The sequence below is a fragment of the Curtobacterium sp. 'Ferrero' genome, from assembly GCF_002412165.1.
Classification (GTDB): Bacteria; Actinomycetota; Actinomycetes; order Actinomycetales; family Microbacteriaceae; genus Curtobacterium.
Genome location: NZ_NXIA01000004.1, coordinates 26,269 through 40,634 on the forward strand (window position 1 = coordinate 26,269; position 14,366 = coordinate 40,634).

Genomic DNA, 14,366 nt, shown 5'->3' on the forward strand with positions numbered 1-14,366 from the left:
GACAGCCTACCGATTGGTTGTCGGTGCAACCAGACCTCGCCGCCGTCGCGGGGTCGTGACCGCACCGACCACGAGCACCGCCACGACGACGACGAGCAGCACGCCCTCCACGATCGCCAGCCGGGCCGCGTAGTCGAACGGCAGGATGGTGGCGTTGCGCGTGCCGTGGTCCTTCGCGGCGATCTCGGGCAGCACCACCAGGGCGAGCACGCTGCCGAGCACGATGGCTGCCTGCACGACGACGAGCATCCACGGACGGATCGCCCGCCCTGCCCGGCGGAGGAGCAGGCCGACACCGACGACGAACGGCGACAGCACGACGTCGTGCAGGACGACGGCGCCGACGAGCCAGGTCGCGAGGCCCCAGATCCGGTTCGGCCGGACGGTGGTGACGAGGACGTACGCGCCGTACGCCATCACCAGCACGCCGACCACGACGAGCACGATCCGTGCGGCCTTCACCGGAGCACCTCGATCTTCTCGATCCACTTCGTCTGCAGCACGCCGGGGCGTCCGGGCGCGATGACCCGGGCCGGGAACCCGTGGTCGAGGTCGAGCGTGCCGCCGTTCAGCTCCAGCGCGACCAGGGTGGTCGGGTCCTCGGCGAACTCGGGCCCCATCTCGGTGACGCGGTAGCCGCCGTGCTGCTCGAGGCTCGTGATGCGCAGGGTCGAACCCGGCTCGGCCTGCACCGCGCGGAGCAGGTCCCGCATCCGGACACCCTTCCACCGGGCCATCTGGCTCCAGCCCTCCACACAGGCGATCGGGAGGTCGACCTCGGCCGTCCCGAGCGCCACGAGCTCGGCCCGGGAGAACGTCCGGCTCACCGCGCGTCCGGCGACCGTGAGGGTCCAGTCGGCGGCGGTCGCGGTCGCGAGCACCCCCGCCGCGCGCGCCGTCCGGTTCACGGGCAGGTCGTTCGGCCCGCGGTGCCGTTGGCGCGCACCGAACACGTTGAAGGGCTCGGCGAGCGCCGACGACTGGCCGGCGGTGAGCGCGACGACGCCGACCGCGGCCGCGGTGACGCCGGCGAAGAAGCCGCGTCGGGCGATCCGCTCACGACGACCGACGGTCGCCTCGGCGGACGGCCTGGGCCCACGCCGCCGGTTCCGGGACGACGCGCCAGCGGCGTCCCGGCCGTGCCGGTGGGGAGAGGCACGGCGCGCCGCCGACACGTCGCCTCCCGCCGACGGGGCGGCAGCGCCGTCCACCCACCGGAGCAGCCGACCGGTGAGGCCGCGGGGGTACGTGGTGACCGGGTCGGCACCGGGTGCCGACCCGTCGGGGCCGAGCCGCGCCTCCCGGTCGGCCGCCGGCGGCAGCAGCTCGCTGCCGACGGAGGGGTCGGCCACGAACCGCCCGTGCTCGTCGTAGGAGTCCCGCGCCCGCCAGTACCGCGCGATGATCCGGAGCTTGACCGCGACGTGCACGACGAGCGAACCGATGATGACGTACGCGAGCGCGTAGTGGACCTGGCGGAACGGGAACGGCCAGGGGTACCACTGGTAGGTGTTCACGAGGCCGGTGCCGACCTGCACGATCGCGGCCGAGACGAGCACGCCGATCGACAGCCGTTCGAGCAGGTGCAGCACGCCCCGGACGGGTGGGAACTGCGCGAGGGCGGGCATGACGGCGTTGAGCTTGGCGAGCAGCAGCGGGATGATCGCGATGCCCGCCGTGATGTGCAGGCCCTGCGTGAACTGGTAGAGCCGCACCGGCCTGGTGGGGAACCGCATCCACGGCAGCGGGTCCTGGAGCAGGTGGCTGTACACGCCGGTGCCGAAGCAGACGAGGAACGCGATCCCGAGCAGGCGGCCGAGCACGACGGCGGACCGGGCGTTGCGGTTCGGCGACGCCATCGCGGATCGTGCATCCAGGAGGACCCGCCGCACGATCGCTAGCCTCGAGCCACCATGAGCGACCGCACCGTCACCCGCCGCCCGTCCGTCCCGCCGATGATCGGCGTCGTGGGCGCGGTGGTCGGGGTGCTCGCCCTGGCGGGCGTCATCGCCTGGGGCGTCACGCATCTGGGGTTCCTCCGGTCCGGCCATCGTGCACCATTCGTCGCGTGGACGTTGATCGCTTGGAGCGTCTTCACGGTCGCGGTCGTCGCGCTGCGGTTCGTGCCACGCCGACTGGCGGGCTGGTTCGTCGTCGTCGGGGCGGTCGTGGTCGGGATCGCGGCCCTGTCCGGACCGCCGAACACGAGCACCGACTCGGCACGCTACGCCTGGGACGGCATCGTGCAGCACGCGGGCATCTCGCCGTACGCGCACACGCCGCAGTCCGAGGCACTGTCCGCTCTGCGACCCGACTGGTTGTTCCCGGACAAGGTCGACGGCACCTGCAAGCCGATCGAACCACGGTTCCGGGGGCTCGGCGACGGGGCGGACGGGCACTGCGTGGCGATCAACCGTCCGGACGTCGTGACGATCTACCCGCCTATGGCGCAGCTGTGGTTCGCGCTGGTCCGCTCGGTCGTGCCGGTCACGGCCCAGTACATGCCGTTCCAGGTCGCCGGGCTGCTCGTGTCGCTCGCCGTCACGATCGCGCTCGTCGTGGTGCTCCGCCGCCTGGACCGACCGGTGTGGTGGGCGGCGCTCTGGGGCTGGTCGCCGCTCGTCGCCTCGGAGGCGGTCACCAACTCGCACGTCGACGTCCTCGGCGCCGCGCTCGCGACCGCCGGCGTCGTGCTCGTCGCGTTCGGCCGGCCGGTCTGGGGCGGGATCGCCCTGGGCGCGGCGACCGCGACGAAGCTCATCCCCGCCCTGGTCTACCCGCCGCTCCTCGGCCGGTGGAAGCACTGGTGGGCGATCCCCGTCGGCATCGCGGTGTTCGCGCTCCTGTACGTCCCCTACGTCATCAGCACCGGTTGGAAGGTGCTCGGCTACCTGCCCGGGTACCTCTCCGAGGAGGGCTACGAGGACGGCTCCCGGTTCGCCCTCGTCTCGCTCGTGTTCCCCGGCGACGCCGCCACGGTCGTCGTCGGCCTGCTCGTGCTCCTCGCGGCCTTCGTCGCCTGGCGGCTGTCCGACCCGACGCGCCCGTGGTCCGGCGAGGTGCTGCTCATCGGCGTGACGTTCCTCGCGGTGAGCCCCCGGTACCCCTGGTACGCGCTGCTCCTCATCCCGTTCGTGGTGCTGTCCGGGCGCTGGGAGTGGCTGTCGATCGGCCTCGCCATCGCCCTGCGCGGCGTGTGGCCGTCGACCCCGGCCTACCGCTGGTGGCTCGCGGCGGCACTCCTCGTCGTGGTCGTCGGCACGCTGGTCCGGGCGAGCCGCTCGGACTGGGCGCGGTGGCGCGACCGGCTGCTGTTCCGGGACCTCCGCGGGGGTGGTGGCGGGCGCGGTGGACCCGCCGCCGGGTCCTCCGCATCCCGCACGCGCGCGGTGCCGTCCGGTGCCGGTGCCCGGGACGACGTACGCTGACGACCATGGCTCCCGCGACCCTGCTCGGCTCCTCCGGGGCACTGCTCGACCGGTTCGGACGGCGCGCGGTCGACCTGCGGGTCTCGCTGACCGAGCGGTGCAACCTCCGCTGCACGTACTGCATGCCGGCCGCCGGGCTGCCCTTCGCGCCCGACGACGCCCTGATGACCGCTGCGGAGATCGAGCGGCTCGTCCGGCTCGGCACGACGCGCTTCGGGGTCAGGAAGGTCCGGTTCACCGGCGGCGAGCCGATGCTCCGGCACGACCTCGTCGACGTGGTCGCCCGCTGTGCGGCGCTGCCGGACGCCCCCGAGCTGTCGCTGACGACGAACGCGATCGGGCTGGCCCACCGTGCGCAGGCGCTCCACGACGCCGGCCTCCGGCGGGTGAACGTGTCGCTCGACACGGTCGACCCGGACGTCTTCACCGAGGTCACCCGTCGGCCGTTCCTCGACAAGGTGATCGCCGGGCTGGACGCCGCCGCCGCGGCCGGACTCGCGATCAAGGTGAACGCGGTGCTGCTGCGCGGGGTGAACGACGCACTCGCCCCCGACCTGCTCCGCTGGTGCCTCGACCACGGCTACGAGCTGCGCTTCATCGAGCAGATGCCGCTCGACCCCGACCACGCGTGGGACCGGACGTCGATGATCACGGCGGCCGAGACACGTGCACTGCTCTCGGAGACGGTCGGACTGGTGCCGGACGAGGCCCCCCGCGACGGTGCCCCGGCCGAGCGCTTCCGGGTGCTGTCGCCGACGGGCGAGGACCTCGGCACGATCGGCATCATCGCGAGCATCACCGAGTCGTTCTGCGCCGACTGCACCCGGACCCGGTTGACCGCCGACGGGCACGTGCGCAGCTGCCTGTTCTCGGACGACGAGACCGACGTGCTCGGCCCGATGCGTGCCGGTGCCGACGACGACGAGGTCGCGGAACTGTGGCGGCGGGCCATGTGGGCGAAGCCGCGCGACCACGGCGACGACAGCGACGACCTGGTGCACCCCGCGCGGGGCATGAGCGCGATCGGCGGGTGAGACGGTGACCACGATCCGGTTCTTCGCCGCGGCACGGGCAGCGGTCGGCGTCGACGAGACCACCACGACCGCGACCGTCCTCGACGACGCCCTCGCCGCCGTGCCCGCGGCCGACGCCGAGCGCTGGGCGCGGCTCAGGGAGCGCTGCTCCTACCTGGTCGACGGCGTCAGCACACGGGACCGCGCGACGCCGCTCGTCGACGTCGGGGTCGTCGACGTCATGCCGCCCTTCGCCGGCGGCTGACCGGTCAGGGCCCGTAGACGACGACCTCGTCGGCGGGCACGTCGACCGCGCACGGGTCCCCGACCGCGAGTCCGACCGCGGCCAGGCGGGTCACCGTGACGTCGGCGACGAGGTCCCCGGCCCGCACCCGCACCAGTCCGTCGCGCGGCTCGAGCGCGTCCACCCGGCGCCCACCGTCGCCGACCGCGGTGAGCCGCGCGGCCGTGGGGTGGTAGGCGGCGAGGGCGGGCCGGCCAGGAGGCACGGTGCGCGTCGTCGATGCCAGCGCGCCGCCGTCGTCGGTCACGATCCCCGCCTCGGTGGCGGTGCCGCGGACGAGCGCGAGTCCGGAGAACCGCGCCGCGAACCCGGTGCGCGGTCGGCCGAGCACCTCGGCGGGGGTGCCCTGCTCGACGACCCGGCCGTGCTCCACGACGACGACCCGGTCGGCGAGCGCGACGACCTCGACCGGGTCGTGCGACACCAGGACCGTCGGACGACCGGCCACGGCGGTGCGGAGGGCGGCGCGGACCTCCTCGCGCGCGCCGAGGTCGAGCGCCGAGGTCGGTTCGTCGAGGAGCAGCACGGCCGGTTCGGTGGCGAGCGCGCGGGCGATCGCGACCCGCTGTGCCTGCCCGCCGGACAGGCTCGTCGGCGCCCGGTCCGCCAACGCGGCCACCCCGGCGTCGGCCAGCGCCTGCCGGGCGCGACCCCGGGCCTCCCGGCCGGACGCACCGGAGGCACGGGGTCCGTACGCGACGTTCGCCAGGACGGACCGGTGCGGGAACAGGTCGGGCCGCTGCGCGACCAGCCCGATGCGCCGACGGTGCGTCGGGACGTTCCTCCCGCGCTCCGCGACGATGCGGTCGGCGAGGACCACCTCGCCCTCGTCGAGCGCGACCAGTCCGGCGAGCGCGTCGACGAGCGTCGACTTGCCCGCCCCGTTCGGCCCCACCACGGCGACGCACTCGTCGTCCCCGACCTCGAGGAACAGGTCGACGTCGCGGGCGCGGACGACGACGCGCGCGTGCACCCCCGTCACGTGGCCACGCCCCGGGTCCGCAGCGACGACGCCCCGATGACGACGACGGCGACCACGACCAGCACGAGCGCGAGGGCGACGGCGGTGTCCGGGTCGAGCTCCCGCTGCAGGTAGATCTCCAGCGGGAGGGTCCTCGTGACGCCCTCCAGGCTGCCGGCGAACGTGAGGGTCGCGCCGAACTCCCCGAGCGCACGGGCGAAGCAGAGCACCAGACCGGAGACGATCCCGGGCAGCACCCGCGGGGTGGTCACGGTCAGGAACGTGCGTGTCGGGCCGGCCCCGAGCGTCGCGGCGACCCGTTCGAGCCGGTCGCCGCCGACCCGGAGCGCGCCCTCGACGCTCGAGACCAGGAACGGCATCGACACGAACACCTGCGCGATGACGACCGCGGTCGTGGTGAACGCGATGCGGAGACCGTGGGCGTCGAGGAACGCCCCGACCGGGCCGATCCTGCCGTAGGCGGCGAGGAGCGCCAGGCCCCCGACGACGGGCGGCAGCACGAGCGGCAGCAGGACGACGGCGCGGGCGGCTCCGACCCAGCGCGACGTCGACCGGGCGAACAGGACGGCGAGGGGGTAGCCGAGGACGAACGCGATGCCCGTCGTGGCAGCCGCGGTGCCGAGGCTCAGGCCCAGGGCGGTGACCGACGCGGGCGAGGTGACGAGCGCGACGAACGACCCCCAGTCGACGCGGCCGACCATCGCGGCGACCGGGACGAGCACGAACAGGCCGCCGAGGACCGCGGGGACGGGGAGCCACCAGGGGACGGGGAGCGGGGCGGTGTCGTGTCGTCGGCTGGTCCTGGGGCGTCGGTCGTCGCCGTGTCGCGGGTCCGGCACGGGCTACGGCTTCCCGAAGCCCGCGTCGGCGAGGACCCGCTGCCCGGCCGTGGAGCGCACGAACGCCTCGAACTCGTCCGCGAGCGCCGGGTTGCCGGCGTCCCGGAGCACGCCGATCGGGTACGTGTTGACCGCCTCGGCCGACTCGTCGAACCGGACGCCGTCGACCTTGCCGCCCGACCCTGCCACGTCCGTGACGTACACGAGGCCCGCGTCCGCCTGGCCGGACTCCACCTTGCCGAGGACGTCCGTGACGGACTGCTCCTCGCTGACCGGGTGCAGGTCGATCCCGCTCGCCTGCTCCACCTTCGTCGTGGCGGCCCCGCACGGCACCGGGGCAGCGCACGTGACGACCTGGAGGCCGGACGCCGTCAGGTCGCGGAGGTCCTCGACGTGGTGCGGGTTGCCCGGCGCGACCGCGATCTCGAGCACGTTCGTGGCGAACGCGCGCGGGGCACCGTCGACGAGGCCGGCGGCGGACACCTTGCGCATGTTCGCCTCGTCGGCGGACGCGAAGACGTCGGCGGGGGCGCCGTTCTCGATCTGCGTGGCGAGGTCGCTCGACCCGGCGAACGAGAACCGGACGGTGGTGCCGGGGTGGTCGTGCTCGAAGCGGTCGCCGAGGGTCGTGAAGGTCTGCTGGAGCGAGGCGGCGGCGAACACGGTGATCGATCCGGTGGCGGTGTCGGTCGTCGTCCCGCCCGCGGTCTTCGTCGCGCCGGGGGTCTTCGTCGCGACCCCGATGGGCGCGGTCGCCTGTGCTCCCGAGCAGCCGGTGAGGGCCAGCGCGGCGGCGAGCGCCACGATCGACAGGGCAGGGGTCCGCATCCGCGTGGTCACACGGCGATCGTACCCGCATCTGCGTCGGTGCCGATGCCGGTGGTCAGTGGTCGCCCCTCGGCACTCCAGGCGGTGATGCCGCCGTCGAGCACGAGGACCGCGATGTCGTCCCCGAGCGCCGCCGTCCGCGCCCAGGCGTCGGCCCGCCGTCCGGACGCGCACACGACCACCACCGTGGCCGCCGGGGCGAGCGTGTCCGGAGTCGTGCTGCCCGCGATCACCCCGGTCGCGAGCTCCTCGGGGGTCCGGACGTCGACCAGCGCGAGTTCGCCGCGCGCCACCTCACCGCGCGCGATCCGGTCGGCGAGCGCTCCGGGTGCGATGGTCGCGGGCGGTTCGTCCGTCGTCGCGGCCGGTCGCTGTGAGGCGGGCCCGCGTCGGAGCGGACTCTCGGTCCAGCGCCACCGTCGCGCGTCGACCGTGAGCACCCTGCCGACCAGGGGCTCACCGAGCCCCGCGACCACGGCGGTGACCTGCGCCGCCATCACCGATCCGACCGCACCGCACAGGGCGGGGAGCACCCCGTCGAGCGCGCAGGAGCCCTCGTCGGGCAGGACGTCGGGGTGCAGGTCGTGGAAGTCGACCGGGTCCGGACCGGCGTCGTGGAAGACCGACACCTGGCCGTCGTAGCCGAGGACCGTCCCCCAGACGAACGGGATGCCCGCTCCGGCGCACGCGTCCGACACGGCTCGGGTGACGACGACGCTGTCGGCTGCGTCGACCACGACGTCGTGGCCGGCGACCTGCTCGGGGTCGAACCGGGCGACGATCGCGGTCACCGCCACCGCGGGGTCGACCGCTCGGAGGTGGTCGGCCGCGACCTCGGCCTTCGGTCGGCCGATGTCGTGCCGGGTGAAGAGCGTCTGGCGGGCGAGGTTCGACGGGTCGACGGTGTCGTGGTCGACGACCGTCACCGCGGCCAGCCCGGCGCCGGCGAGGTACTGCAGCACGGGCGCGCCGAGGCCGCCGGCACCGACGACGAGCACCCGCGCACGGGCCAGCCGTCCGAGCGCGGCCTGCCCGGCACCCTGGAGCGCCGCGGTCCGCGACGTCATCGCCCGCCGGAGCTCGTCGCCGGTCGTGCTCGGTCCCCGTTCGTCCTCCGGTGCCGACCCGGTCACGCGCGGCCCCCGTCCTCGTCCGGGACCTCGACCGTCACCATGGTGGCCTTCACCGACGCCACCGCGACCGAACCAACCTCGAGGTCGAGGTCCCGGACGGCCTCCGCGCTCATCAGGGAGACCACGCGGTGCGGGCCGCTCTGCAGCTCCACCTGTGCCATCACACCGTCCACGACGAGGTCGGTGACGATCCCGACGAAGCGGTTCCTGGCCGAACTCCGCACCCCGGACGGGTCGCCGAGCCGCGCCGCACGCTGCCGGGCGTGCTCGGCCAGCTCCCGGCCGTCCACCACCGCCCGTCCAGCTCCGTCGTCGTGCCGGGTGAACGTGCCGCTGTCGACGAGCCGTCGGACGGTGTCGTCGCTCACCCCGAGGTAGGTCGCGGCGTCGCGGATGCGGAGCATCGTCATGGTGCCTGACGATAGTCCGTGGACGCGGAGGCGGCCGACATGTGAACTCTCAGTGGACGGCACGTCGGGGTGCGGCACCTGCCCAGGACGCGCGGCTACCGTACAGCGGGTGAGCAGCCCCCGCACCGACACCATCAGCGTCCAGCCCGGTCTGGGCGCGACGTCGGTCCGTGATCGGCTGCGCGCCGTCCCGACGGGTGTCCGGGTCGCCGTCGTCCGGACGCCGGAGCTCACGATCGCTGCGTTCGGCGTGGTCGTCGCGGCCGCGTTCGCCTGGGTCCCGTCACTCTGGTACGACGAGGCGGCGACCGTCACGAGCGCGCGTCGGACCTGGCCGGAGCTGTGGGCCGAGCTGCACAGCGTCGACGCGGTGCACGGCTTCTACTACGCGCTCATGCACGTGTGGTTCTGGCTCGTCGGCTACACGCCCTTCACGCTCCGTTTCCCGAGCGCCCTCGCGATCGGCGTCGCCGCCGGACTCGTGGTCGCGCTCGGTCGGCGGTTGGGCGGGCGCCGACTCGGCATCGTGGCCGGCCTGGTCTTCATCGCGCTCCCGCGAGTGCAGTGGGCGGGCACCGAGGGCCGCTCGTACGCCACCATCACGACGCTCGCGGTCTGCCTCACCCTGGTCGGGATGACCGCGGTGCGTCGGACCCGGACCGGGCGCAGCCTGCACTGGTGGGTCGCGTACGGTGTGCTCGCCGTCGTCGCCGTCGTGCTCAACGTGTACCTCGCGCTCGCCGTCGCTGCGCACGGCGTCTCGTTCCTCTGGACGATGTGGGCCGACCGACGTGCCCGCACGGCGCGGCCGCTGGTCCCCGGCGGGGCGCTGCTGCGTTGGGCGATCGTGTCGGCCGTCGTCCTGGTCGCGGTGGCACCGTTCGTCGCCGAGGTCGTCTCGCAGTCGAAGCAGGTCGGCTGGCTCGGGCCGATCGGTCCCCGGACGTTCCCCCAGGTGTTCTCCACCGCCTGGTTCGGCGGGGTCGAGCTGTACGCCGCGGTCGCGTGGGCACTCATGGTGCTCGGGTCGGCCACGGCGCTCGTCGCGGCCCACCGCTCATCGGCCACGGTCCGGTCGCTGTTCCGGGCGCAGGCCGTCCGCGTCGCCCTGCCCCTGGTGGTGCTGCCCACCCTGGCGCTGCTCCTGGCGACCGCGATGGGCAAGCACCTGTACACGCCGAAGTACGCGTCGTTGAGCCTGCCGTTCGTGGCGCTCCTCATCGCGCTCGGCCTGACGCTCGTCCGGCGCCGGGCGGCCCTCGCCGCCGTGCTGGCCGGAGCGCTCCTGCTGTCCGTACCGACCGCGGTCACGGTGAAGCTGCCCCGCGCGAAGCAGGACTCCACGTGGGCGGTCGCGGCGTCGATCATCTCCTCGGAGCGGTCCGCGCACCACGACCGCGACGAAGGCGTCGTGTTCGGCAGCGTCTACGGACACCCCGGCGCGACGGCCGACATCATCCGGGTCTCGTACCCTGCGGCGTTCGCGGGCATGACCGACCTGGGTGTGCGCAAGGACGGCGCTGCGTCGGGCGTGCTGTGGAACCAGACCGGCGACCTCGAGTCGAACATCCCGAACCGTCTGGCCGACATCGACACCGTGTGGTTCGTCGGCGGCACCGTGAAGGCGCGCAACATCCAACCGGAGACCGCGCGGATCCTGGCGCAGCACGGCTTCACCGCGGCCGAGCACTGGAAGACCGGCACGGTGGTGCTGACGGAGTACGTCCGGCGCTAGTCGTCCGACCCGGCGACGCGGTCGGCTGCGCCCGCGCGACGCGCAGTGCGGGGGCTGGGGGCGGGTGCTGAGTGCTGGGGCTGGGTGCGGGGCGCTCAGTGCACGACGCGGGCACCGTGCACCGGGCCGCTGGCGCGCACCGCCACCAGTCCCGCGGCGCTCAGCTCGACCTGCAACTCGAGCGCCGCGTCCCGGTCGGCGACGAGGAACGCCACCGTCGGGCCGCTCCCGGACACGATGCCGGCGAGGGCGCCGGACCGCTCCCCGAGCTCGAGGGTCTCGGCGAGCTCCGGCTGCAGGCGCATGGCCGGTGCCTGCAGGTCGTTGTGCAGACAGTCCGCCAGCAGGTTCGGATCCCCCGCCCGGAGGGCCTGCAGCACGTTGGCGTCGACCACCGGGGTGGTCGGTGCCGGTGCGATGTCGGCGCGGTAGCGCTCCCGGTGCTCGTCGAGGGCGCGGTAGACCGCGGGCGTCGACAGCCCCGCGTCGCTCAGCGCGAGCACCCAGCGGAACTCCCCCTTCGCGAGCGCCGGGCTGAGTTCGTCGCCGCGGCCGGTGCCGACCGCCGTTCCCCCGGCGAACGCGAACGGCACGTCGGCACCGAGCTGCGCCGCGAGCCGGAGCAGTTCGTCGCGACCGAGGGCAGTCCCCCAGAGGGTGTCGACGGCCAGGAGGGTCGCCGCCGCGTCCGCGGAGCCTCCGCCCATCCCGCCGGCGACGGGCACCTGCTTGTCGATCGTCAGCCGGACTCCGCCGCGGTGCCCTGCAGCGTCGGCGACCAGGCGCGCAGCACGGATGGCGAGGTTCGACTCGTCGACGGGCACTGCGCTCGTGTCGATCGGCCCGGTGAAGGTCACGGAGAAGTCGTCCGCAGGTTCGGCGACGACGTCCTCGTAGAGGGACACCGCCTGGTACGCCGTCGCCACGTCGTGGTAGCCGTCGTCCTGCAGGGCTCCGACCGACAAGAACACGTTGATCTTGCCCGGGGCGCGCGTCCGCACGCGGGTGGGAGCGGACAGCGAGGTCATGCCCCCAACCTATCCTCCGGCCGGGGCGGGTTCCTGCGCGTGACTCCGGGACGGACAGGAGGCACGGCTCACCTCCGCCACGTCACTTCCGACCCATCGCGCCCGAAATGGGTTGCCGCATCGCTCGTGGGTGGTCGAAAGTTCGGGCCTCCTACGAGCGATCCGGCCCACCACGAGCGATTCCGCTCACCACGAGCGATTCCGCCCACCACGAGCGACTCCGCCCACCACGAGCGGTCCGGCCCACCACGAGCGGGACGGCTCAGCGTGCGGCAGCGGCGAAGCCCCGGGCGAGGTCGGCCAGGACATCGTCGATGTGCTCGAGGCCGATGGACAGCCGGACGAGCCCGTCGCCGACCCCGGCGGCGGCACGCTCCGACGGTGTCATCTGCACGTGGGTGGTCGACGCCGGGTGGACGACGAGCGACCGCACGTCCCCGATGTTCGAGACGTGGTCGAACAGTTCGAGCGCGTCGACGAACCGCCGCCCGGCCTCCACCCCACCGTCCAGGTCGAACGCGAGGACCGCCGACGGCCCCTTCGGCACGTACCGCTGCGCCAGGGCGTACCACGGCGACGAGGGCAGCCCGGCGTAGTGCACCCCGAGGACCTGGTCGTGGGCGTCGAGCCAGGACGCCACCGCGGCGGCGTTCGCCACGTGCCGGTCCATCCGGAGGGACAGCGTCTGGATGCCCTGCAGCACCAGGAACGCCGTGAACGGAGCGATGGCGGGGCCGAGGTCGGCGGCGAGCTTCGACCGCGTGCGCTGGATGAACGCCCGCGGGCCGAACTTCGCCGCGAAGTCCGTCCCCGCGAAACCCGAGTGCTCGACCGACGTCAGCTGCGGGTACTTGTCCGGGTACGCGGCCCAGTCGAACTTCCCGCTGTCGACGATGATCCCCGCGATCGCGCTGCCGTGACCGGCGAGGTACTTCGTCGCCGAGTGCACGACGATGTCCGCCCCGTGCTCGATCGGTCGCACGAGGTAGGGGGTCGCGATGGTGTTGTCGACGATGAGCGGCACGCCGGCCTCGTGCGCCACCTGCGCGACCCCGGCGAAGTCGAGGACGTCGCCGCGCGGGTTCGGGATGCTCTCGCCGTAGAACGCGCGCGTCTCCGGTCGGACGGCCGCGGCCCACTCGTCGAGGTCGGTCGGGTCCTGCACGAAGGTGAAGGTGATGCCGAGGTCGCGGAGCGTCGACGCGAACAACGTGTAGGTCGCGCCGTACAGCGACGCGCTCGACACCACGTGGTCGCCGGCGCGCGCGACCCCGAGGACCGCGAGCGTCGTGGCGGCCTGCCCGGACGCGAGCGCCAGCGCGCCGACCCCGCCCTCCAGGTCCGCGATCCGGCGCTCCAGGGCGGCTGCCGAGGGGTTGTTCACGCGGGAGTACGTGTGCCCGGGCGCGTCGAGCAGGAACCGGGCAGCGGCGTCGTCGGCGGACGGGTACACGAACGCGGCGCTCTGCGCGATCGGCGGGACGTTGGCACCCCACCCGGGGTCGGCCTTGTACCCGGCGCGGATCTGCCGGGTCTCGAACGCCCACCCCTCGTCGGCGGAGGCCATCAGGCGTCCACTCCGGAGGCCACTGCCACCGCGGGGCGGACGAGCGGGATGACCTGCTCGCCGAAGCGCTCCATCTCCTCCAGCTGCGGCGAGAACTGCAGGAGCAGCGTGTCGACCCCGGCGTCCTCGAACTCGCGGATGCGGGCGGCGACCTGCTCCGGCGTGCCGACGAACCCGGGCCGCAGCCCACGGTTCGACACGGAGTAGTCCTCGAGCGACGGGACGTGCTCGAGCTGCGACTTCGAGATGAAGTCCTGGTACGACTCGTACGCCTTGCCGTGCCGCACGTCGGTGATGCGGGCGAGCTCGGCCTGCGCCTCCTCCTCGGTCTCGCGCACGATGACGTACGCCGCCATGCCGAAGGCCTCGAACGGCTCGCGACCCGCTTCCTCGCGTCGGCGACGCATCTCGGCGATCTTCGTCCGGAGTTCCTCGACGGTGCCGCCGTGGGTGACGTACGCGTCGGCGTACCCGGTGATCGCGGTCTTGCCCGCCTCGCTCTCGCCGCCGGCGTAGATGCGCGGGGTCACGCGCGGCTTCGGCTCGAGGTGGGCGTTCTCGACGTCGTAGTACTCACCGTGGAACGAGTACGGGGTCTCCCGCCACAGGCCCTGCATGACCTCGACGAACTCCGCGGTGCGCTTGTACCGGTCGTCGTGCTCCGAGAAGATCCCGCCGTACTGCTTCGCCTCCTCCGCCCACCAAGCGCTCACCACGTTGAACGTGAAGCGCCCGCACGAGATGTCGTCGATGGTCGCCGCCTGCTTCGCGGTGACGGCCGGCAGGTGGTAGCCCGGACGCATCGCCGCCATGATCTCGAGCCGCTCGGTCGTCGCCGCGATCGCGGCCGCGAGCGCCCACGCCTCGAGCGACGGTGCCGCGGTGCCCTTGATGTCGTTGAGGTTCAGCTCCGGCACGAGCGTCAGGTCGAAACCGATCCGCTCGGCCCGCTGCGCGAGCCGCTTCACGTAGTCGAACGTGACGGGCATGGCCTCGTCCTCGACGTTGCGCAGCCAGCCGCCGAAGAGCGGGGTCCAGTATCCGAATCGCACGTGTGGTTCCTTCGATGGGGCGGGTCGGCCGGGAGGCGCGGGGCGGG

The 14,366-nt window shown here is 73.6% G+C and carries 14 protein-coding genes; 4 read left to right on the forward strand and 10 right to left on the reverse strand.

What is annotated here, in order from left to right; genetic code table 11:
* Positions 1-6: 6 nt before the first annotated feature.
* Positions 7-462 carry a hypothetical protein gene (locus Csp2054_RS05460; RefSeq protein ID WP_096898304.1) on the reverse strand — a complete coding sequence of 152 codons (456 nt, stop codon included), beginning with the start codon at positions 460-462 and terminating at the stop codon, positions 7-9.
* Entirely contained in the window at positions 459-1,859 is a 1,401-nt protein-coding gene (locus Csp2054_RS05465) for a molybdopterin-dependent oxidoreductase (protein ID WP_096898305.1), read from the reverse strand. The genes Csp2054_RS05460 and Csp2054_RS05465 overlap by 4 nt, the downstream gene beginning before the upstream one ends.
* Before the next feature lie 54 nt (positions 1,860-1,913).
* Here Csp2054_RS05465 and Csp2054_RS05470 point away from each other — a divergent pair, with 54 nt between their 5' ends.
* Genes Csp2054_RS05470 through Csp2054_RS05480 form a run of 3 tightly spaced genes read left to right on the forward strand, consistent with a single transcriptional unit; the run spans position 1,914 to position 4,706 of the window.
* Positions 1,914-3,428, forward strand: a complete 1,515-nt coding sequence (locus tag Csp2054_RS05470) for a glycosyltransferase family 87 protein (protein ID WP_096898306.1) — start codon at positions 1,914-1,916, stop codon at positions 3,426-3,428.
* A 5-nt stretch (positions 3,429-3,433) separates the two neighbouring features.
* Positions 3,434-4,462 (forward strand): GTP 3',8-cyclase MoaA, encoded by a 1,029-nt coding sequence (gene moaA, locus Csp2054_RS05475; protein WP_096898307.1) that lies wholly within the window; start codon positions 3,434-3,436, stop codon positions 4,460-4,462.
* A 4-nt stretch (positions 4,463-4,466) separates the two neighbouring features.
* Positions 4,467-4,706, forward strand: a complete 240-nt coding sequence (locus Csp2054_RS05480; RefSeq protein ID WP_096898308.1) for a MoaD/ThiS family protein — start codon at positions 4,467-4,469, stop codon at positions 4,704-4,706.
* A 4-nt stretch (positions 4,707-4,710) separates the two neighbouring features.
* Here the strand turns inward: Csp2054_RS05480 and Csp2054_RS05485 are convergent, their stop codons facing one another.
* Genes Csp2054_RS05485 through Csp2054_RS05505 form a run of 5 tightly spaced genes read right to left on the reverse strand, consistent with a single transcriptional unit; the run spans position 4,711 to position 8,937 of the window.
* The gene (locus Csp2054_RS05485; RefSeq protein WP_096898470.1) at positions 4,711-5,718 is read right to left on the reverse strand and encodes an ABC transporter ATP-binding protein; all 1,008 of its coding nucleotides are present in this window, start codon (positions 5,716-5,718) and stop codon (positions 4,711-4,713) included.
* 5 nt (positions 5,719-5,723) lie between these two features.
* Complete coding sequence (locus tag Csp2054_RS05490) at positions 5,724-6,566, reverse strand: ABC transporter permease (protein WP_096898309.1); 843 nt, start codon at positions 6,564-6,566, stop codon at positions 5,724-5,726.
* Between the two features lie 3 nt (positions 6,567-6,569).
* Positions 6,570-7,394 (reverse strand): molybdate ABC transporter substrate-binding protein, encoded by an 825-nt coding sequence (gene modA / locus Csp2054_RS05495; protein ID WP_096898471.1) that lies wholly within the window; start codon positions 7,392-7,394, stop codon positions 6,570-6,572.
* Positions 7,395-7,402: 8 nt separating this feature from the next.
* A complete protein-coding gene (locus tag Csp2054_RS05500; RefSeq protein WP_096898310.1) occupies positions 7,403-8,527 on the reverse strand; it encodes a HesA/MoeB/ThiF family protein in 1,125 nt (374 codons plus the stop codon).
* Complete coding sequence (locus tag Csp2054_RS05505; RefSeq protein ID WP_096898472.1) at positions 8,524-8,937, reverse strand: molybdopterin-binding protein; 414 nt, start codon at positions 8,935-8,937, stop codon at positions 8,524-8,526. Before Csp2054_RS05505 ends, Csp2054_RS05500 begins: the two co-directional genes overlap by 4 nt.
* A 109-nt stretch (positions 8,938-9,046) precedes the next feature.
* Here Csp2054_RS05505 and Csp2054_RS05510 point away from each other — a divergent pair, with 109 nt between their 5' ends.
* Complete coding sequence (locus tag Csp2054_RS05510) at positions 9,047-10,672, forward strand: glycosyltransferase family 39 protein (RefSeq protein ID WP_176491572.1); 1,626 nt, start codon at positions 9,047-9,049, stop codon at positions 10,670-10,672.
* A gap of 95 nt (positions 10,673-10,767) precedes the next feature.
* On the opposite strand, the gene Csp2054_RS05515 is transcribed toward Csp2054_RS05510, so the two are convergent.
* From Csp2054_RS05515 to Csp2054_RS05525, 3 genes are all read right to left on the reverse strand, one after another.
* Positions 10,768-11,700, reverse strand: a complete 933-nt coding sequence (locus Csp2054_RS05515) for a 4-(cytidine 5'-diphospho)-2-C-methyl-D-erythritol kinase (RefSeq protein WP_096898312.1) — start codon at positions 11,698-11,700, stop codon at positions 10,768-10,770.
* Between the two features lie 262 nt (positions 11,701-11,962).
* Positions 11,963-13,267: an O-acetylhomoserine aminocarboxypropyltransferase/cysteine synthase family protein gene (locus tag Csp2054_RS05520; protein ID WP_096898313.1), complete on the reverse strand. Its 1,305-nt coding sequence runs from the start codon at positions 13,265-13,267 to the stop codon at positions 11,963-11,965.
* Complete coding sequence (locus tag Csp2054_RS05525; protein ID WP_096898314.1) at positions 13,267-14,319, reverse strand: LLM class flavin-dependent oxidoreductase; 1,053 nt, start codon at positions 14,317-14,319, stop codon at positions 13,267-13,269. The genes Csp2054_RS05520 and Csp2054_RS05525 overlap by 1 nt, the downstream gene beginning before the upstream one ends.
* Positions 14,320-14,366 lie beyond the last annotated feature (47 nt).

Bases quoted from the DNA above. Each gene is read 5' to 3' on its own strand.
- Csp2054_RS05505 (WP_096898472.1), bottom strand. From the start codon at position 8,937: ATGACGATGCTCCGCATCCGCGACGCCGCGACCTACCTCGGGGTGAGC.
- Csp2054_RS05515 (WP_096898312.1), bottom strand. From the start codon at position 11,700: ATGACCTCGCTGTCCGCTCCCACCCGCGTGCGGACGCGCGCCCCGGGC.
- Csp2054_RS05465 (WP_096898305.1), bottom strand. From the start codon at position 1,859: ATGGCGTCGCCGAACCGCAACGCCCGGTCCGCCGTCGTGCTCGGCCGC.
- Csp2054_RS05520 (WP_096898313.1), bottom strand. From the start codon at position 13,267: ATGGCCTCCGCCGACGAGGGGTGGGCGTTCGAGACCCGGCAGATCCGC.
- moaA (WP_096898307.1), top strand. From the start codon at position 3,434: ATGGCTCCCGCGACCCTGCTCGGCTCCTCCGGGGCACTGCTCGACCGG.
- modA (WP_096898471.1), bottom strand. From the start codon at position 7,394: ATGCGGACCCCTGCCCTGTCGATCGTGGCGCTCGCCGCCGCGCTGGCC.
- Csp2054_RS05470 (WP_096898306.1), top strand. From the start codon at position 1,914: ATGAGCGACCGCACCGTCACCCGCCGCCCGTCCGTCCCGCCGATGATC.